Origin of the sequence: Ochrobactrum sp. WV_118_8 (assembly GCF_039631535.1) — a bacterium.
GTDB classification, from domain to species: Bacteria; Pseudomonadota; Alphaproteobacteria; order Rhizobiales; family Rhizobiaceae; genus Brucella; species Brucella anthropi.
Map to the genome: position 1 here is coordinate 82,714 of NZ_JBDIUZ010000002.1, position 17,698 is coordinate 100,411.

Here is a 17,698-nt window from a genome sequence, read left to right on the forward strand (position 1 = left end):
ATGACTGCTGACGTAATTTCACTGGACGAAGCCCGGAACCGGTTGCGGGTGCAGCCGGAGCTGGTTGCACAGGCGGAGTTTTTCCGCGGCATGTATTTGCTTCGGGAGGCTTTGGAGCTGATCGAAGCCCTGCCGGGAAAGCGGGCCGAAGATGCCTACGACCGCCTATGCCAAGGAATGCGGGTGGTTTTTGATCGCGAACGGAGGCTGGGCCGTGGGTGAGGTTTTGAAAATGGACAAGGAAGTGATGGCAAGGGTGGTGCGGGTGCTGGATGTCACGGACCTTACGCTGGTGACGGCAGACGATCTGGCTATGAAAGACTTGCTGCCGGTTTCGTCGAAGCCGAATGAAGTGCAGACCTTTAGCTCATTTTTGGACCGCAAGCAGGCGCGAAAGGGCAAGGCGCAGGCGGAATTGAACCGCCAAGCAAATCCGGGCGGCTTCGCGCCTTCGGTGGCGAACGCGAAGCTGGCGATCAGCAAGCTCGGCATTAGCATGAAGTTTGACAAGTTTCACATGCGGATGGAGATCGAGGGTTACGATAAGCCCGTTGGTGAGGCTTTTGCGGACACGGTGCTGAAGCTGCGCGATGTTGTGATTGAGAATTTCGATTTTGATCCCGGCCAGCGAAACGTGGAAGACGCGGCAAGGCTGCTTGCGATGCAGAACGCGTTCGATCCGGTGCGGGATTATCTTGATGGGCTGGTTTGGGATGGAACGCCGAGGCTGGACACTTGGCTTTCGGTATATCTTGGCGCGGCAGATGACGAATTGACCCGGGCCATTGGCCGGGCCGTGCTGGTTGCCGGGGTTCGGCGCGTACGGCGTCCCGGCTGTAAGTTTGATGCAATGCTGGTGCTGGAAGGGCCGCAGGGCCGCGGAAAGTCATCGGCGCTCAAGGTGTTGGCCGGAGGCGATGACAATTTCACCGACGCCCTCGATTTCCGCCAGAACTATAAAGAGCATCAAGAGCTGCTGCTGGGAAAGTGGATTGTCGAAGCGCCGGAGCTGGATGGGCTGGGCCAGTCGGACGTGCGGCGGGCAAAGCAGTTTATTTCAAAAACCCATGACCGAGCGCGCGCGGCCTACGCCCGGACGGTTGAGGAAGTTCCCCGTCGCTGCATCCTGATCGGCACGACGAACGACGACCATTACCTGAAAGACCCGACCGGAAACCGGAGGTTCTGGCCGGTCGTGACGGGAAAGATTGATCTGGCGGCGCTGCGCGATGCACGTGATCAGCTTTGGGCCGAAGCCGCGATGGTGGAACCGGGTGAAGCCGACCCGGTGACAATCCCTGAGCATCTGTGGACGGTTGCCGCCCAGCGGCAAGCCGAACGCGTTGAGGCCGATCCGTGGGAAGATACGCTCGCCGCGCTCCTACCGAAGCTTGCTAAGCGGGCAGAAGGCGAGCTTCGCATCGCCACGAGTAACATTTTCGCATCGGCGTTGGCGATGGAGATGCCGAACGTAACGACGCGGGATAGCCGGAGGCTGGGCGATTGCATGAGGCGGCTGGGGTGGACCGGGCCGAAGCTGATCTGGGCGGGAGGTAAGCCGGTTAGAGGGTATGTTAAAGAGGATGGTATGGCCCTAACGGATGATGAATGAAAAAGTGCAATAAAAACAATGATCTAACAGCCTAACTGTTCCTAACGGTTATAACACGAACTTTATAGACTTCCTAGAACACTAAATTCCTTCAATCCCCCTATCAGTTAGATCAGTTAGAACGGTTAGGATTCATTCCATCCCATTGAAAACATAGGATTTTCATCTCTAACCGAAACCGGGGCATTGTCCCTTTCATAACCGTTATGTGGAGGCAGAAGAATGGCCGAGGGTGAAATCCTAAGCCCGGCGCTCGCCGCGCTGTTGCAAATCATGACCTCGACCGAGGTAGCAGAGGCCAAGTGCGTCGAGGCCGCGAAAGCGATTATTGAGTATGAAGCGCCGCAAGGGGTCTACGACCTCACCCACCGATATTTGATCGGCGTGGCCGAGGATGACGAACAATCAACGGATTTGCGGCTGGAGGCGTTGAAGCTGCTGCGGAAGGTGGAGGCGAGACGGGTTGTTCCGGGAGTGGCGAAAGGCGAAGATACGGAAAAGGCGAAGCGGCTAGCGCAAAGGCTGGAAGCAGCGCGAGAGCGGGTGGAAAGGTTTCGGAGGGGGATCAGTATCTAAGTTGTTGAAATCTTGTTACTTCCCACCCGCTAATTCCGTGAAATAATTCCTAAAACCTCTCCGGTTGCATAGAAACTTTAAGCATATCTCACCTCTGGCATAGGATCATAAATTGAAACATCTATTATTCTCTTCATTAAATCGCTATCGCTGTAATTTTCATATATAATATTAGCAATCCTTACACATTCACGTCGGGTTAACGTAAGAGAAATATTTCTCTGCTCGTCATCTGATTGTATATCGTATGAATAATCTGACCATATGACAGACACTCCTTCAATCAGACGATCTATTCCGTCGCTGTCGATGCTCTTACTTATTAATAGTTCTCGTGCTGTACCTATATTGTAATATAGATGCGGTTCCTTCATGGTTTCACATGCTGATATGATGTCTGAGACCAATAATTCAGGAACAGTGACGTTGGATTCGCGCGCTGCTTTTGCAAAGCAACGAACAGCAAAGAGGCCTGATCCAATAGTCGGCGCATCTTTGCTGTAGATCGATTTCCTAATCGCGCGAACAGCATCCTGCAACTTGTCTGGAAATATTCGACTGTATTCATAAGCCGTTGCAACAATTTGCCCATCCATCATGAGCTTCTGACCCCATAACTGCTTATCTTCCGCTGTAAAATCTTCCGCAGACATCTCTGGCAGTATCGCAGAAGATAAGGTATTTGAGATTGCAAATCTCATATTATCATTTTCTAGCTTTGAGTTATTCCAGAATAAAGGAGATTTCTCAGTCTTCTTATTCCAGTTTAAGCATGATCGGAAAATAAAAATAAACTTATCTTTAAAAGAATTTACAATTTCATTGGAAATAATAACTCCGCCGTGAAGCGTTAATAATGTGTCTGCGTGTAGGTTTCCGTTGGATATTACGTTAATTACTTTAAATCCAAATATGTCTATTGATTTCCCGGGCTTATCTTCAGGAAGCTGTAAGAAGATATGTGGCAAAAGTCCGGTGCATTCCGGCCAGCTCTGGTCGTTGTCTGACTTTTGCCATATGGCTGAAGCTAGTTCCGAATTTTCATCATCTGTTAAAGCATGAGCTTGATAGAGAAGACGGAGTCTCATAAGAGCGCGAGATCGGTTAAGTGAATCCCCCGAGCGAACTGCATTAATTAGTTGAGCAATACGTTCCGACCATCTAAGGTTATTGGTAGGACGCGCGATATCATTAGCTTCAAATTTACTAATAAGTTCTGGCCAGTCGCGCTCCAAGCCGCCGTTGCTTATGTCCCCCGGAAGCGGCAAGAATAGTGCAGTTTCTGCCAATTCTGCTTTTGCATGTCTCGGGATGGCTTCTAGTGCGCGCTCCAGCAGATTTTCCAAATTTTTGAATAGTGTCCAATGAATATTTTTCTGCTCGCTGATCCAATCAATGGTCCAATTGTATAACTCTTTCGCTAAGTCAACAGAAAGACGGACAGAAAGTCTGGACAGGATCTCAATGCCGACTTTTATTTCTTCTATATATTCGAAGGTATTTTTGGAATTACCCCTGTTAGTAAAATATGTTACGTAAATTTTTATTCTATCTACAAGGACATGGACATCTGAAATATCCATATTTGCAATCTCAATTCGATTAAAAGCAGTGTCAATCAGTCCTTCTTTTGCATTGTGAATAAGTGTTGATGTTAAAGAAATGCTTTGTCTCCCTGATGCCCATTCAGCTTCCATGGACGAGGATAGACGCGTTTTAAGTAAGTTCGTGTAAGCTAGACTACTGGGGATACCCACGGTTTCTTGTAGCCGGATAAAGATGTCCAGCGTGCTGACATTTGCATGGTTCACAAAGTATGTCGTATTGCTTGAATCTCTGTAATCTCCGGCGTTAAAGCCCGGTGTCTTCCTCACGCGCTCCTTATGAAGCTTTTGAAAGGCCTCTGAAGCAAGTCGGTCCGTATAAGATATATACTCCCACGGGTCGCAATTTTTGATTGAGAAACGAGTCGGCCAATCTCCAATATAAGGTTGCTTTAAATTTCGACTACGGAGCACATGCTGAGCTGAATGATAAATCCAGAGTGCCCATGCTTCTCGGGATAACAACCAGATAGAATCTCTATCTTTCGTGCGCCGTTTTTTTACCTCTACTAGCGCTGAATGAATACAATCAGCAGATACTTCTTCGTCACGAAGAAAAGAATAGATCATGCCTTGACGCAGCTTCCATATTGGATCGTCGCCAATTATCTGAGGGGCCAGCTTTTCCATGGTTTCGTAGTCAAACTCTCTCCTCGCATTTAGAGCTCGATTGTATACGGCTTCAACTGTTGCCACCTGATCCTCAAATGATTTTAAAGTCGAAATCCAGAATTCAAATCCCTCGTGATCTTCATCTCGCCGACATTCGGCAGTCAAAAATGCGCACAGTCTAACTTGTTCGGCTCTTGTTAGATATCCAGCGTGACCTTGAAGGTACTCTTGTCGAATGGCATCGCGATAGCTACGGGACAGCGGCCAAAAACATGTTTCGTGACGCCAAGCTAATTCAAACAAGAACGACATCCTCTCGAATGGATTAACCTCGCTAGCCTGTGGCAAAGAATAGTGGCGATCTGTTTCGTAGCGGCATGCTGCTTGGATGGAGCCGGGAGTAACGAGCCAGCCCGGGTGGTTCTCACGATCTTGTCGCCATGACTCAATGATTTCCTCCAGAGTAGGGTTCGTGTCCGCAGTGCCGCTGTTCGTCTTAAGCTGCTTAGATGAAGGCCTATTCCATTGGCGGATGTCGCGAGGTTTTGCGGCGAGCAGCGCCTCGAGAAAGTGTGACAAAGCGATAGAATGTTTCACGTCTCGTGGTTGGTTGGTGACTAATGGCGCCAGATCAATCGCTGTGACGTTTTGTTGCTTTAACATTTCTCGCCGGGAGGGCGACAATTCCAACACGCCGACGAGCCTAACTTGGCGAGACGAATCTCCCAAATGGTCCCGGACCCATCCTGCCCATTGGAGAAAATTCGGATCATCACCAGAAAATCCAATGAGACATAATTCATTTTCTAACAGCACTTGCTGAGCTAAATTAACGAAGGGTGCAAAGCGCTTTGGGTATGTGCGATAGTCTTCCTCTGTAAATATAAAGGGTTTGTTGGCAGGAAAACTCCCATGCAATTTGACAATACGTGGCGATCTGGTGCGGGCAATATCATCCACAGTCCTTACGACTTCATATGCACGTTCTGTGTCGAGTAACTCAGTGCGTTCCAGAAGTGTATCCCAATTTGTGGTCAAAACATCAGCCCACGGCAGAGAAAGTAATGCTTGATGCATTTCTCCTGGCTGCCATTGATCGTCTCGAATGAGACTTCGGATAAGGCCGTCAATCGCTACCTCACCTAAAGCTGCTTTATATTCTTGCGCGAGTCTTAACGGGTCGTCAGGCGAGGCACCGTGTGGGTAGAGCTTTTGCTTCATCGCGTCGCTAAAGTTATCCCAGAGAGGCGGATAAGGTGTTAATTCAGTGTTGCGAAGGGCCATCCTACTGAAGCCCGCTCCCACCATAACAGCTGCTCCTCGCACATCGCCTTTCTGCCATAAAGAATCTTGAATTTGTTGTATTGCGGGAAAGTCTGGAAGTTCCGAAATGTCCATATGTTGCCCCTGCCGCAAAAAAAAACATCGATCATAACCAGTATGATCACTTTATGAATGTCGCTCGAATCCGACAACTTCTGATCAGCGCTCCAAAATGTCTCTTCAAGACCTAAGCTTATCGATCCTCGTTTCACTCCGGTCAGATTGCGCGTTACTGCCGTAGATTCGCATGCATATTAGCATGGCTCCAAGGGACAATTTTACTCATGTTGACGAGCTATAACGTAGCTTCAAAATCCTAAACACGCTCGCCCGACCGATCCCCAGCTTCGTCGCGATTGCGTCAGCCGTCATTCCTCCAGCCTTCAACCGCAGCACTTCCTCCGCTTTCGCCCGCGCAGTCGGCGCTCGCCCCTTATATTTCCCCTCAGTTTTGGCCTTCGCGATCCCCTCGCGTTGCCGTTCCAGCATCAATTCCCGTTCAAACTCCGCAATCGACCCTAGCAAATTAAGCATCAGCTTGCCGGTCGGTGTGGCGGTGTCGAGGCTCATCGATAGGATGCGGAGTGCCACACCCTTCGTGCGAAGCGTCTCGGTGATCGCCACGAGGTCTGCGACGGATCGCGCAAGGCGGTCCAGCTTGGTGACGATAAGCGTGTCGCCCTCGCGTACGTAATCCAGCGCCCGCTCCAGTTCCGGGCGCTTGGTAGCCACAGACGACAACTCCTCTTGGAATATGCGCGAAGCACCTGCGGTTGACAGATCGCGGAGCTGGGCTTCAAGTCCAGCTTTCTGGTCGGTGGTTGAAGTGCGGGCGTAGCCAACTATTGCGGCGGTGGACATGATGGACTCCGATAGTCTCACATAACTCTATAAGATAGTGATACTGGTGTATCAAAAAGTCAACTCCAATGTGTGTGATACCATCAGTTGGCTTTTCTCCGAGAATCGCTAGGGCTTGCCCTATTGATACTGCGCGGAGATACGGTGCTGTGAGGTTGAGCCATACGCATGGGTTCGGGCGTAGGATGGCATGGCTAGCCATGGATAGAATGTATCGGGAAACGGGACGGAATGGTGCCGCCATCAAGCGCGGGGATGATAGCCCCTAGTTCTATCCATCGAATGACATATCGCGCCATGCGCCGAATGCGGGGCGAAGATCGGTATGGTCCAGCATTGCCCTACCGAGTTTCATTGCTTATTGTGTTCCATTATGGGACTGGGTGGGACTGACATTTATTCGGCAGTCTGCATGGCCGTGCGGAAGGGGGAACTGGCGGAGCCGTTTCGCGCCTTAGATGTGCGACGGGTTGCACCCGGCTGGACCTATCCTCGGTATTTCGAATTCCTCGCTGACCATTGCACAGACAAGCAGTCGCCAGATGTTGCGCTGTTCGTTCGCGTCGCCAAGGGACGCTATCGGCTCAACGATCAGAAGGCTGAGTAGGCAGAGGCCCTCCCGCCCCCTTAAGGTTTTGGGCGGCGATGGGGCCGTTTCGCCGGATGGCACCCCCCGTCTGCCTGACCATGCCCCTCGCAAATTTTGTGAAGCATTTTGGATGGTATGGCTCAGCCTGAGCTACTGCTAACTTTTACGCCTGCCTGCACCGAGCGGGGCGATTGGCTCAGCATCTTTCGGGGGAATGGCGAATAACTCGGAAACGTCGCAATCGAGAACCGTAGCCAGTTTATAGAGCGTGACGATTGTCGGATTTTTCTTGCCGCGCTCGAGGTGGCCGACATAAGCGCGCTCGACCTCTGCGGCAAACGCAAGGTGATCCTGCGATATACCTTTTTCGACCCTTAAGCGTCGAAGGTTCCAGCCGACTCGTTCTCTGACATCCATATTATCAGAGCACCATCTGGACTGTTATGAAACCACGTCCTATAAAACCATGATTGGGAAACTTAAGAGGGACTGATATGGGGATCGATGAGAACAGAACCAGCAAGCGTGTAATTGCCGTCGCAAGCTTGCTTCTTCTATCCGGTAGAGCGTTTGCGGGGAATGAAGCGTACCCAAGTTTGGACGGCCTAACCTTATCTGAGAAAAAATCAGTCGTGTTGTGTGTGCGCGGAACAATCAGCAATAACTATCGCGACACTGTGGCCCATAATCTGGCGGAAGGAGGAAGCGACGCGACGTGGGCGATGAAGGTCAACGCCCTCGAGAACGTTCAAATGTCTGATTTAGCTCGAGCGGCTGACTGGATTGATTTGGAAACCTATTACCGGCAAGAGACTGACAACATCCAAGAACTGATCCGGGGTAAATCCGACATCGAAAATTACAAATCTGTTTCGAAGCAGAACTCCCTGAATCTCGGCAAAATTCTGGAAAAAGAGCAAGCCAATCAAAGCGAACATAAGAAGAATTTTCAAAAATTTGCATCGGTTTGTAAAAGCATCGCTTCAACAATAGTGGCGAAGGCGAAGGTCGTTTCTTCGCAGTAATTTCGAGCTGATCGGCCAATGCATATGTGTCTAGTCGAACAAAGCTACCAGTTCTTTTCCTAAGAGTGCTTGACGACTGTGGCACTAGTCTGATTGAAAAATCGTTGATCAGAAAGCTTTTAAGGGGGGTATAATGGGTCCGATAGTGCTGGGCTGGGTATTTGCTGGATTTATCTATTTCAAGGTCGCATTTCAGGCGGGGACAAATGCAGGAATTTCAATCCTTGCCTCACTGCTTATCGCCGCGATCCTCGGACTGACGGTCTTTCTTGCATCAGGCATCTATGCGGCGAAATTACTGCCTTACAATTGGGAGCCCGGACGCGTGAATGCATCTTGGGGACAGCTAATTGCAAGGACCCTTTTTTGGTTTTTGATAGTGACAATCGGTTTTGTTTTGATCAGCCGGGTTATCATTTTCGGATTTTCCGAGGAACTGAGCCGCGCTATCAAGATGTATCGCTGGAGGAGACTGAACGACGAATTTATCACTTTCGTCATAATCAGTGTTCTTCCAGTACTCGTGCATTACATAATGTGCTTATTCTCAACGCATCGCAACGCGAACCAGTCCGTCTGACGCGGAGCAATTTTAGCTCATGCTCTTGCGGGAGAGAGGAAGCACATTCTGGCTTGAAGCAGGGGCGCTGACCAAAAAACTAGCCCACGCGCTCATGAGCCTGCGTCGCTTTTCCAGCATGTCGCCACGCTGATATGCCGCCTCGGTTTTGTCGCGGACGGTGTGGGCGAGCGCGGCTTCGGCAATCTCGCGAGGGAAGCTGGAACGCTCCGCCGCCCAATCCCTGAATGTGGAGCGAAAGCCATGAACGGTTAGTCCCTCAGTGCCGTCCATTCCTCGAAGAACTTCTAGCATTGCCATGTTGCTCAGCGGCTTGCCTCGTTTCGCGCCGGGGAACACGTAAGGGCTGCGGGCCTCCATCGGTGTTGATTGCAGGATTTCGACGGCGCGGTCGGACAGAGGGACGCGGTGCGGCCTATCCGCTTTCATGCGCTCTGCCGGGATCGTCCAGACCTTCTCGACTAAGTCGAACTCGGCGTCGGTTGCGCCGATGGCTTCGGACGTGCGGACAGCCGTGAGGATTGTGAACTCAAGGGCACGGGCGGCTATGCCCGACACCTTTCGGAGTCGGGGCATGAAGGAGGGGAGGTCAGTATATGCCATGGCTGGGTGATGCCGAACTTTGGAAACCTTGGACCGGGCGGGAAGCAGCTTGTCTAGGTGGCCGCGCCAACGAGCGGGGTTTTCGCCGTTCCGGTAATGGCGCGCTTTGGCCCAATCCAACACCAACTCAATACGTCCGCGTACACGGCTCGCGGTTTCGGTTTTTTCTGCCCAGATCGGCTCGATGATTTTAGTGATATGGGCGGTGTCGATGCTGGCGACTGATAGGGAGCCGATGACGGGGTAGGCGTAGGTTTTGAGGGTGTTGCGCCACTGGTCCGCGTGCTTGGCATTTTTCCAGCCTGCCGCGTGCGCCTTGATGTAGCGTTCGGCGGCATCCGCGAAGGAGATTTCGTTCGCGGCCTTCGCTCGCGTGGTGGCTTGGCGTTCCCGGCGCGCCTCAATTGGGTCTATTCCATCCGCCGTAAGTTGCCGAGCTTCTCGCGCCCGTTCCCGGGCTTCCCGAAGTGAAAAATCGTGGATGGAGCCAAGTCCCATTTCGCGGGCACGGCCAGCAAGCATGAAGCGGAAAATCCAAGACTTGGTGCCGCCCTTGGCGACCTGCAAATACAGCCCGCCACCATCATTATACATGCCTGCGGGGAGTGCTTTGGCAACCATTGCGGCGCTTAATCTGTTGATGACGCTGGCCATTTCAGACCTCAAAAAATGGGATTCGAAATAGTTATAATAAGCTGTTGAGATGCTTGAGTCTATTGAAAATGAAAGAATTTCACGTACAACATTTTTGAGTTTATGAGATTAGAGCAAAAAGTATACTTTTGTACCCATCAGACCTACCCACAAATTCATGTCGGAACCCATCGGAACTAAGCGCAGATGACCGGCACGAAAATGATACGAAAATATTGATTTTATTGAGCTATCGGAATTACTCGGAATTACTCATAAGTTCGAATGACAGACACCCCCTCCGCCATTTCGGTATAAAATCTAAACACTGGCACTAGCCGCCGCCTGTCGTTTCCAAACCGAAGCCGATCGCGTTACTCCGGTTGCGAGCATGGGTGCTTCGGTGCAAGCTGCACGGTCCAGAGCCTGCTTCCATCAACATTTCTGGTAAGACGCAAAAAGCCCGCCCCGGTTTGGGGGGGCAGGCTTCGTGTGGTGGTGGCCCGTTCGGAAACGAACTTCTCTTCACTGGGTAACGTGGGCAATCGCCTCAAGAATAACTTCTGCGACTTCCGACGGTTGGGAAATGTGCGGTGCGTGCCCGGCTGGCAGAGTAGTCACCTTTGCGGAGATTTTCTGCGCCATTGCTGTCTGGAGATCTGGTTGGATCATGCGATCCTGTTCACTCACCACATACCAGGACGGTTTCGTCGTCCACGCAGCCACGGACACCTTGCCATCGAAACTACTGGCGTGGGTTGGGTGCTGTGTGGCGAATATCACCTTGGTTTGTTCGGGTGCAATGTCCTGAACAAGATGCTGCTGCACACCTTCCAATGTCAATGTCAGGAAGCCATCCTTGTCGGCTTGGACGTGGTTAAAACCGGAAGGAGGCGGATAGTCCTTGGCCGTCTGGTTGACCGACATACCTTCGGAAAGCGCGAAGGCTGCCACATAAACAAGTGCTTTCACATTGTCGTTCTGGCCAGCTTCGGTAATCACGGCCCCACCATATGACCAGCCGACCAGCACAATAGGGCCTTGCAGTCTTTCAAGCGCGCGCCGGGTGGTCGCGATATCGTCCACCAGGGAGGTCAACGGGTTCTGTACGGCTACGACATTCACGCCTTTTTCCTGAAGCAGGGAGATCAGTCGGCTCCACGTCGATCCATCGGCCCATGCTCCATGCACGAGGACTACAGTTGGTTGCTGTGCGCTGGGACGGATCGCGGTGCTTGTTGTATCAGAGATGGGTTGCATGGCTTTGTGCCTTTCCTTCTAAATGGTGCTGTCCCGGTTGATCGCGGGATAATGGCAGCTTCATGCATATTGTAGTTATGAAACACTGAGGATAAAATGGTTCATATTTTTCAATAATGGAAATGGATTGTTTGTAATGGATCGGTTGACTGGCATGAGAGTCTTCGTAAAGGCAGTCGAATCCGGGTCCATCTCGTCGGCAGCACACGAGTTGGAGATGTCGTCACAGCTTGCCGGCAAGCAGATACGTGCCTTGGAGCTCGGACTGGGCGTAAGACTGCTGACAAGGACGACGCGTCGGCAAAGCCTTACTGATAGCGGGCAAGTGTTCTACGAGCGCGCGAAGAACATTCTGGCGGAAATGGACCTTGCCGAAGCATTGATGGCGGAGACAAGGTCTGAACCAAGGGGAAGGCTTCGCATCAGCGCTCCGGTGACTTTTGGAAGCCACGCGCTTGCGCCCGAACTTTCGGAATATCTCAGGCGGCATCCCGAGGTGTCGGTAGACCTCAATCTTACGAACAGAAATGTCGATCTGGTGGAGGAGGGGTTTGACGTGATTTTTCGCGCTGGCGATCTCCCCGACAGCAGCCTTATCGCCAAGCGTCTTGCGCCCTATCGTCTTATTCTGTGCGCTGCGCCTGCCTATATGGATTCTGCAAGCAGCCTGAAGACACCACAAGATCTGGTCGAACATGAATGCCTGATCTTCACGCATTCATCGCTCCGCACTCATTGGTCATTCATTGGGCCGGAAGGTGAGGTGACTATTTCAATCACGGGCCGTTTCTGTGCCAACAGCGGTGAAGCACTGCGTGCTGCAGCACTTTCTGGTATGGGTATCCTCTTTCAACCGTATGAACTGGTTGCTGATGAGATATCGTCAGGAAAGCTGATCCGGCTTCTCCCTGAATACGAACCCCCATCGCGCGCCCTGCATGCGCTTTATGCATCAGATCGACAGATGACCCCCAAGCTCAGAAGCTTCCTGGATTTCGCAGCCGAGAAATTTGGTGACGGAAAGCGTTGAGAGGTCGCCTCGCAGATATCTCCCGAATTACTACGAATGTTTTCTGTCTTTTTAAGTACCTCTTGTCCTGGAAATTGTTTCACATTTTTCCAGATACGTTCCAGTGAAGCAGATCGTGATTAAATCACAATGTTCCATTGGTATTTATGCCGATAAATATCATGAACATTATCACTATCACGACTGCAAACAATGCAAGAGATTGAAGAACAGAGAATGTATCAAGTCCCATATTTATAAATCCTAAAATATAATATAGGTAAAACATATCATAAAACTTAATTTATGGCCAGTAATTGATTCGTTATAAGTAAATGAAAGTCGTCAAAGTCAATATATATTCATCTTTTATTTGCGTAATATAGCAAATGGAGGGTGTTTTCATATGTGCCGTGGATCTGAAAGCCGGGCCACTTTCACACGTGCGTCCATTAGAGCTCATCCCGAAAAGTGTGAAACGGTTTTCGGATAAGATGCGCGTTAAAACAAATATTTAGAGCGCGTTGCGCGCCCACAGCCGGACGGCACGCGTTAACACCGGCCGTTGCTGTTGCAATCGTATGTGAAGCTTATGATGCTTCTTCTTCGATTACATTCTGCGCAACCTGTTCGATACCACCATTGAAGCGTTCTGCGGCAAGCAGCCCGAGCCACACGGCGATCAGGCAAAGCACAACCGAAAAACCGATATTGAACAGGGCTTTGCCGGGTTGTCCAGCGCGCAGAAGATCCATCGTTTGCAGGCTGAAAGACGAGAAAGTGGTGAAGCCACCGCACACGCCGACCATGAAGGCGAGGCGCCAGATTTCCGGTATGGGAAAACGGCCTTGCTCCAGTGTCAGCGCACCGAAGAACGAGATTGCAAAAGAGCCGACAATATTGATGACGATGGTGCCCCAGGGAAGTTCGCGGCTTATCGGCAGCATCAAGAGGGCCAGCCAGTACCGCGCGACACTTCCGATCGCTCCACCGAGCGCTACCATGAGGGTTGCTTGCATTGTTCTGTGTCCATTTCAATAATGGATAGAGATTAGTCGGTGACGTCTGGAAATTCGATAGAATATCTCACTTCGAGAGGTCTTGCGACGCACTCTTCTCCTGTTTCAATTCAAGCAGGAGTCATCAGCCAATTGCTGGCAGTTTCGGGAGAACCCCATTCCCATCATGTACGGCGAAAACCGTCATTGATTTATACTGAAATATCGGACTGTTCGTCAACGTGATGGGCGCGAATGCGGCGCCCATCCCGATCACAAACCGGTAATCAGTTCAGCGCGCCGCTCTTGCGGCGTCCCAGCCGCCGTTTCACCGCGTCGCTGGCGCGATAGATGAACGCAGCGGGTGCAGGCAAAGTGCGCCGCATGAAGGCGACCTTGCGCAGATAATTGTCGATTTTCCAGGTTGCCCATGTGCCGCCCCGGAAATAGGCAACGTCGCCAGCCCGCAAGGTGCGTGTGCCGCCGTCCGCGTCGGTGACGTGCACTTCGCCTTCCAGAATATAGACGGTTTCATCCCAGCCGAAATACCAGCGGAAAGTGCCTGCGGTGCAATCCCAGATGGCCGTATAGGCGGCTCGGTCCCGGCTTACCGATTGCTCGCTGGAGCGCGCATGCGGAGTGCCGTCCAGCACCCAGTCAGGATTGATCGGTGCGGGTTTCAGTTCCATTTCCATTGCATTATCGGAGACCACAGCCGGTCCCGTGGGCGCAGCGAAACCCCTCGGCATCGTTCGAGTTACAGCAAGAACGGCACTTGCAAGCATGAATTTCCAAGCCATGATTTCCCCCGAATGGCAGTCATCTTTCCAAATAACGGCTAATCGTCAGGAATGCGTTAAAGGCTTGAAAGAAACGATCTTTCCCCGCAACTCATGCGAGACTCGCAATTGGCTCTAGTAATTATTTTATGTCTTTGATTTTACTTTGTATTCACAGAAAACGAAAAACAGAATTCGGTTGTTGCTTCAAACAGGCGTGGGATAGAGACGCCACCGGAAATTGCTCCGGTGGCGAGGTGTCATGCTGCCACTATGCCATCACGGCGGGCAGGCAGTTCGAAGAGGCGGGCACCATTGTCGGTTCCTTTTTCTTGGTAACCAATGATCTTGAACCATTTTACGATGTCGGATCGGTCGAGCCAGCTTCGTGAATGGATTGGCAGGTCACCGGCCAAAGCCTGAATCTGCCGGATATGCTGCTTGCAGAAACGCACGGTATTTCGGTTGAAAAATTCTTCCTTCGCCGCAAAAAGCGTATCGGTGGCGCCATCCCCCTCATGCCAGGCGATGATAGCAACTACCTTGCCGTCCTGCAGCAAAGCATGCGCACGGCCTTCCCGCAGGTTCATCATCAGGTTGTCATAGGCGGCTTTGGTATCCTTGCCGGCGGCGATATATTCGATCGCCATACGCCTCGAAAGGTCGTGAAAAACGCTTTCAAGATCACCGACAGTCGCTGTGCGTGCCTTCATTTTTCTGACCTCCCTTCGTTTCACTCCAGTCGCGTGCAAACCGCGACAGCACCATAATGGCCACTTCCGGCCATCGCTTTCAACGTGAAAAGCCGCTGCCGGTTCCGGACAGTCGAACCCAATTCAGCTTTGACGGGTGATCGTGACTGCAAGACCGGGCAATATGTGGCGGGCAGGGATTGTCTTCACGTGATTGTGAAAACTGCCCGCGCCTCGGCGTCATTCAACCGGATTTTCGTCGTTCTCCGGGCCTTTTCGGATTGCGCTAAGGCTCTAGTCTTATAGCGAACGCAGGTTGGTTATGCACAACTAGGGTACAAGTTGTTTGAACAATTCTGGAGGCTTGTGTATCCAGAGCGTATGTTTCTCATCTGCGTATCGTGGAATTTTCTCGGAAACACCTCCAAAAGTCTTACCCACCTAATCGGCAGGAAACGACAATGACCGACCTTCCCGGATATCCGAGTCGTCGCAGTTTTCTGAAAGCCTCCGCAGCAAGCGTGATGCTTTCAGGGCTCGCTGTCTCAGCCAAAGCGGAACCACAAACTCCCCCGGTTCCACTCGAAGAATATGAACGTCAATATTTCAACGAAGTCGAATGGGCTTTCATTCTCGCCGCAACGGCAAGACTGATCCCGTCTGAAGGCGATGGTCCTGGCGCTATCGAAGCCCGTGTTCCTGTCTTCATCGATCTTCAGCTTGCCGGTGATTACGGTCGCGCGGATGACTGGTACATGGTTGGTCCCCACGATGCGTCCGCCGATCCGACGCGCGGCTGGCAGACGCCGCTCAACCCTGCGCAGATTTACAGGCAGGGTATTCCTGCCTTCAATGCGTGGTGCGAGCAGAAGCATGGCGCTGCGTTCTCGGCCTTGACGGCGGAACAGCAAGATGCGGCGCTGACCTCGCTGCAGAAGGGGGAGGTCGGCTTGCAGCCTGAACTGCGCGACTTCTTCACAGTCCTGTTGCAGAACACCAAGGAAGGCTATTTCGCCGATCCGATGTATGGCGGCAATCACGGCATGCAGGCCTGGAGCTATATCGGCTTCCCCGGCGCGCGCGGCAGCTACAAGGAATGGGTCGAACGCTACAATGTTCGCTACCCGTTAGGCCCAGTTTCGATCAAGGGCGAGAGGGCTTAACAATGGCACGTCAGGAAAAGAAAAAAGACGTGGTCGTCGTCGGCCTCGGCTGGACCGGCGCTATTCTGGCCATGGAACTGGCTCAGGAAGGGCTTGAAATCGTTGCGCTAGAGCGCGGTCACGACCAGAACACGGTCCCCGATTTCAAATATCCCAACATGATCGACGAGCTAAAATATGGTGTGCGCCTCAAGCTGATGCAGCGCGCCAGCCAGCAGACGGTCACGATCCGACGCAACGAGAATGAAGTTGCATTGCCGTATCGCAGTTTTGGTTCGTTTCTGCCTGGTAACGGCGTTGGCGGAGCGGGCACGCACTGGAACGGCCTGAACTGGCGTCCGCAGCCGGAAGAGTTGCGCCTGCGCTCCTATGTAAGGGAACGCTGGGGCGAACAGATCATTCCGGAAGACATGCTTCTGGGCGATTATCCGATCCATTACGACGAGCTGGAACCGTTCTTCGACCGTTTCGAGCGTATTGCCGGTATCTCCGGGAAGGCTGGCAACCTCAAGGGCAAGATCGCCGAAGGCGGTAATCCGTTCGAGGGATGGCGCTCAAACGACTATCCCATGCCACCGATGCACACGACCTGGGACGGCCGGAAATTTGCCGATGCCGCGCAGGGCATGGGGTATCATCCGTTCCCGTCGCCCGGCGGCATCGCGTCGACGGCCTATGTCAATGAATATGGCATGCAGATGGGACCGTGCAACCATTGCGGTTTCTGCGAGCGCTTCGGCTGCTACCAGTATTCCAAGTCTTCGCCTCAGACAGCAATTCTCGATGCGCTGAAACGCATGCCGAACTTCTCCTATCGCACGGAGTCGGAAGTTCTGCGTGTCGAGATGGCGCCAGATGGCAAGACGGCTACGGGCGTGACCTATTTCGACGAGGCGACGCAGGAGGAAGTGTTCCAGCCCGCCGATATCGTTATTCTTGCGTCCTTCTCGCTCAACAACGTGCATCTGGCGCTGCTTTCCGGCATCGGCCAGCCATACGATCCGGCAACGGGCGAAGGTGTAACCGGGCGCAATTATGCCTATCAGATGAATGGCGGCGTGACGCTTTTCTTCAAGGATGAAGAGTTCAATCCGTTCATCGGCACCGGCGCGAACGGCATGTGCATCGACGATTTCGGTGTCAACCAGATCGATTTCGGACGAGAAGGCTTCATCGGCGGTTCGTACTGGCGCGCAGGCCAGACCAACGGCCAGCCGATCCGCAGTATGCCACTGCCGTCCGGTACGCCGGGCTGGGGCGGTGCATGGAAGAAGGCCATTGCCGAATGGTACGGCCATGCCATGTCCATCGGCAGCCATGGCTCGCATATGGCTTACAGGACCAACCATCTCGATCTGGACCCAACCTACAAGGATCGTCACGGTCGCCCGCTCATGCGCATGACCTTCAACTGGAATCCGAATGATATCCGGATGACCCAGTACATGAAGACCAAGATGGAAGAACTGGCCAAGACGATGAACCCGGACCTGATGCAGTCGTCCTTCAAGAAGGAAGGCGCGCAATATGACGTGCGTCCCTATCAGACGACGCACAATACGGGTGGCCATAGCATGTCGGAAAACCCGCGTGAGGGCGTGGTCAACCGCTACTCGCAGGCATGGGACAAGCACAATGTGTTCATGACCGGCGCGGGCAATTTCGTGCAGAACACGCAGTACAATCCGACAGGCCTGCTCGGCGGGCTTGCCTATTCGACTGCGCATGCGATCCGCACGCAATATCTGTCCAATCCGCGTCCGCTGATCTGAGGAGAAT

Annotated in this window: 17 protein-coding genes and 1 riboswitch; of the genes, 9 read left to right on the top strand and 8 right to left on the bottom strand. The window is 52.3% G+C overall.

Annotated elements, in window-relative coordinates:
* The 3 genes from ABDF71_RS14600 to ABDF71_RS14610 all read left to right on the top strand — a co-directional run bounded on the left by ABDF71_RS14600 (nt 1) and on the right by ABDF71_RS14610 (nt 2,188).
* Complete coding sequence (locus ABDF71_RS14600) at nt 1-222, top strand: hypothetical protein (RefSeq protein ID WP_146097142.1); 222 nt, start codon at nt 1-3, stop codon at nt 220-222.
* Nucleotides 215-1,612, top strand: a complete 1,398-nt coding sequence (locus tag ABDF71_RS14605) for a virulence-associated E family protein (RefSeq protein WP_258124339.1) — start codon at nt 215-217, stop codon at nt 1,610-1,612. The genes ABDF71_RS14600 and ABDF71_RS14605 overlap by 8 nt, the downstream gene beginning before the upstream one ends.
* Nucleotides 1,613-1,834: 222 nt before the next feature.
* Nucleotides 1,835-2,188: a hypothetical protein gene (locus ABDF71_RS14610; protein ID WP_258124341.1), complete on the top strand. Its 354-nt coding sequence runs from the start codon at nt 1,835-1,837 to the stop codon at nt 2,186-2,188.
* Between the two features lie 77 nt (nt 2,189-2,265).
* Here ABDF71_RS14610 and ABDF71_RS14615 read toward each other — a convergent pair whose 3' ends face one another.
* On the bottom strand, nt 2,266-5,802 hold the full coding sequence (locus tag ABDF71_RS14615; RefSeq protein ID WP_258124342.1) for an SIR2 family NAD-dependent protein deacylase: 3,537 nt from the start codon (nt 5,800-5,802) through the stop codon (nt 2,266-2,268).
* A 207-nt stretch (nt 5,803-6,009) separates the two neighbouring features.
* Nucleotides 6,010-6,588 carry a recombinase family protein gene (locus ABDF71_RS14620; RefSeq protein WP_258124343.1) on the bottom strand — a complete coding sequence of 193 codons (579 nt, stop codon included), beginning with the start codon at nt 6,586-6,588 and terminating at the stop codon, nt 6,010-6,012.
* A gap of 412 nt (nt 6,589-7,000) precedes the next feature.
* Here ABDF71_RS14620 and ABDF71_RS14625 point away from each other — a divergent pair, with 412 nt between their 5' ends.
* Nucleotides 7,001-7,195, top strand: coding sequence for a hypothetical protein (locus ABDF71_RS14625; protein ID WP_308669808.1), 195 nt, complete (start codon nt 7,001-7,003; stop codon nt 7,193-7,195).
* Nucleotides 7,196-7,333: 138 nt separating this feature from the next.
* Here ABDF71_RS14625 and ABDF71_RS14630 read toward each other — a convergent pair whose 3' ends face one another.
* Nucleotides 7,334-7,594, bottom strand: coding sequence for a helix-turn-helix domain-containing protein (locus ABDF71_RS14630; RefSeq protein ID WP_258124345.1), 261 nt, complete (start codon nt 7,592-7,594; stop codon nt 7,334-7,336).
* A gap of 77 nt (nt 7,595-7,671) precedes the next feature.
* Here ABDF71_RS14630 and ABDF71_RS14635 point away from each other — a divergent pair, with 77 nt between their 5' ends.
* Together ABDF71_RS14635 and ABDF71_RS14640 are read left to right on the top strand one after the other, a co-directional pair.
* Entirely contained in the window at nt 7,672-8,202 is a 531-nt protein-coding gene (locus ABDF71_RS14635) for a hypothetical protein (RefSeq protein WP_258124346.1), read from the top strand.
* A gap of 133 nt (nt 8,203-8,335) precedes the next feature.
* Nucleotides 8,336-8,782: a hypothetical protein gene (locus ABDF71_RS14640; RefSeq protein WP_258124347.1), complete on the top strand. Its 447-nt coding sequence runs from the start codon at nt 8,336-8,338 to the stop codon at nt 8,780-8,782.
* 12 nt (nt 8,783-8,794) lie between these two features.
* Here the strand turns inward: ABDF71_RS14640 and ABDF71_RS14645 are convergent, their stop codons facing one another.
* Nucleotides 8,795-10,039, bottom strand: a complete 1,245-nt coding sequence (locus ABDF71_RS14645) for a tyrosine-type recombinase/integrase (RefSeq protein WP_258124348.1) — start codon at nt 10,037-10,039, stop codon at nt 8,795-8,797.
* Between the two features lie 504 nt (nt 10,040-10,543).
* Complete coding sequence (locus tag ABDF71_RS14650) at nt 10,544-11,278, bottom strand: alpha/beta fold hydrolase (RefSeq protein WP_151664450.1); 735 nt, start codon at nt 11,276-11,278, stop codon at nt 10,544-10,546.
* Between the two features lie 136 nt (nt 11,279-11,414).
* On the opposite strand from ABDF71_RS14650, the gene ABDF71_RS14655 reads away from it, so the two are divergent.
* Entirely contained in the window at nt 11,415-12,308 is an 894-nt protein-coding gene (locus ABDF71_RS14655) for a LysR family transcriptional regulator (RefSeq protein WP_151664449.1), read from the top strand.
* Between the two features lie 569 nt (nt 12,309-12,877).
* On the opposite strand, the gene crcB is transcribed toward ABDF71_RS14655, so the two are convergent.
* The 3 genes from crcB to ABDF71_RS14670 form a co-directional block, all read right to left on the bottom strand.
* On the bottom strand, nt 12,878-13,306 hold the full coding sequence (gene crcB / locus ABDF71_RS14660) for a fluoride efflux transporter CrcB (protein ID WP_010658810.1): 429 nt from the start codon (nt 13,304-13,306) through the stop codon (nt 12,878-12,880).
* Nucleotides 13,307-13,414: 108 nt separating this feature from the next.
* Nucleotides 13,415-13,478, bottom strand: a riboswitch (Fluoride riboswitch).
* Nucleotides 13,479-13,572: 94 nt separating this feature from the next.
* Nucleotides 13,573-14,085, bottom strand: a complete 513-nt coding sequence (locus ABDF71_RS14665; protein WP_029927400.1) for a cupin domain-containing protein — start codon at nt 14,083-14,085, stop codon at nt 13,573-13,575.
* 239 nt (nt 14,086-14,324) lie between these two features.
* Complete coding sequence (locus ABDF71_RS14670; RefSeq protein WP_010658808.1) at nt 14,325-14,777, bottom strand: hypothetical protein; 453 nt, start codon at nt 14,775-14,777, stop codon at nt 14,325-14,327.
* A gap of 440 nt (nt 14,778-15,217) precedes the next feature.
* Here ABDF71_RS14670 and ABDF71_RS14675 point away from each other — a divergent pair, with 440 nt between their 5' ends.
* Nucleotides 15,218-15,919, top strand: a complete 702-nt coding sequence (locus ABDF71_RS14675) for a gluconate 2-dehydrogenase subunit 3 family protein (protein ID WP_012093000.1) — start codon at nt 15,218-15,220, stop codon at nt 15,917-15,919.
* Between the two features lie 2 nt (nt 15,920-15,921).
* Entirely contained in the window at nt 15,922-17,691 is a 1,770-nt protein-coding gene (locus ABDF71_RS14680) for a GMC family oxidoreductase (RefSeq protein WP_029927401.1), read from the top strand.
* Nucleotides 17,692-17,698 lie beyond the last annotated feature (7 nt).

Coding starts and splice junctions, on each gene's coding strand:
- ABDF71_RS14650 (WP_151664450.1), bottom strand. CDS start 11,278: ATGCAACCCATCTCTGATACAACAAGCACCGCGATCCGTCCCAGCGCA.
- ABDF71_RS14680 (WP_029927401.1), top strand. CDS start 15,922: ATGGCACGTCAGGAAAAGAAAAAAGACGTGGTCGTCGTCGGCCTCGGC.
- ABDF71_RS14600 (WP_146097142.1), top strand. CDS start 1: ATGACTGCTGACGTAATTTCACTGGACGAAGCCCGGAACCGGTTGCGG.
- ABDF71_RS14635 (WP_258124346.1), top strand. CDS start 7,672: ATGGGGATCGATGAGAACAGAACCAGCAAGCGTGTAATTGCCGTCGCA.
- ABDF71_RS14645 (WP_258124348.1), bottom strand. CDS start 10,039: ATGGCCAGCGTCATCAACAGATTAAGCGCCGCAATGGTTGCCAAAGCA.
- ABDF71_RS14625 (WP_308669808.1), top strand. CDS start 7,001: ATGGCCGTGCGGAAGGGGGAACTGGCGGAGCCGTTTCGCGCCTTAGAT.
- crcB (WP_010658810.1), bottom strand. CDS start 13,306: ATGCAAGCAACCCTCATGGTAGCGCTCGGTGGAGCGATCGGAAGTGTC.
- ABDF71_RS14630 (WP_258124345.1), bottom strand. CDS start 7,594: ATGGATGTCAGAGAACGAGTCGGCTGGAACCTTCGACGCTTAAGGGTC.
- ABDF71_RS14615 (WP_258124342.1), bottom strand. CDS start 5,802: ATGGACATTTCGGAACTTCCAGACTTTCCCGCAATACAACAAATTCAA.
- ABDF71_RS14670 (WP_010658808.1), bottom strand. CDS start 14,777: ATGAAGGCACGCACAGCGACTGTCGGTGATCTTGAAAGCGTTTTTCAC.
- ABDF71_RS14610 (WP_258124341.1), top strand. CDS start 1,835: ATGGCCGAGGGTGAAATCCTAAGCCCGGCGCTCGCCGCGCTGTTGCAA.
- ABDF71_RS14655 (WP_151664449.1), top strand. CDS start 11,415: ATGGATCGGTTGACTGGCATGAGAGTCTTCGTAAAGGCAGTCGAATCC.
- ABDF71_RS14640 (WP_258124347.1), top strand. CDS start 8,336: ATGGGTCCGATAGTGCTGGGCTGGGTATTTGCTGGATTTATCTATTTC.
- ABDF71_RS14675 (WP_012093000.1), top strand. CDS start 15,218: ATGACCGACCTTCCCGGATATCCGAGTCGTCGCAGTTTTCTGAAAGCC.
- ABDF71_RS14620 (WP_258124343.1), bottom strand. CDS start 6,588: ATGTCCACCGCCGCAATAGTTGGCTACGCCCGCACTTCAACCACCGAC.
- ABDF71_RS14665 (WP_029927400.1), bottom strand. CDS start 14,085: ATGGCTTGGAAATTCATGCTTGCAAGTGCCGTTCTTGCTGTAACTCGA.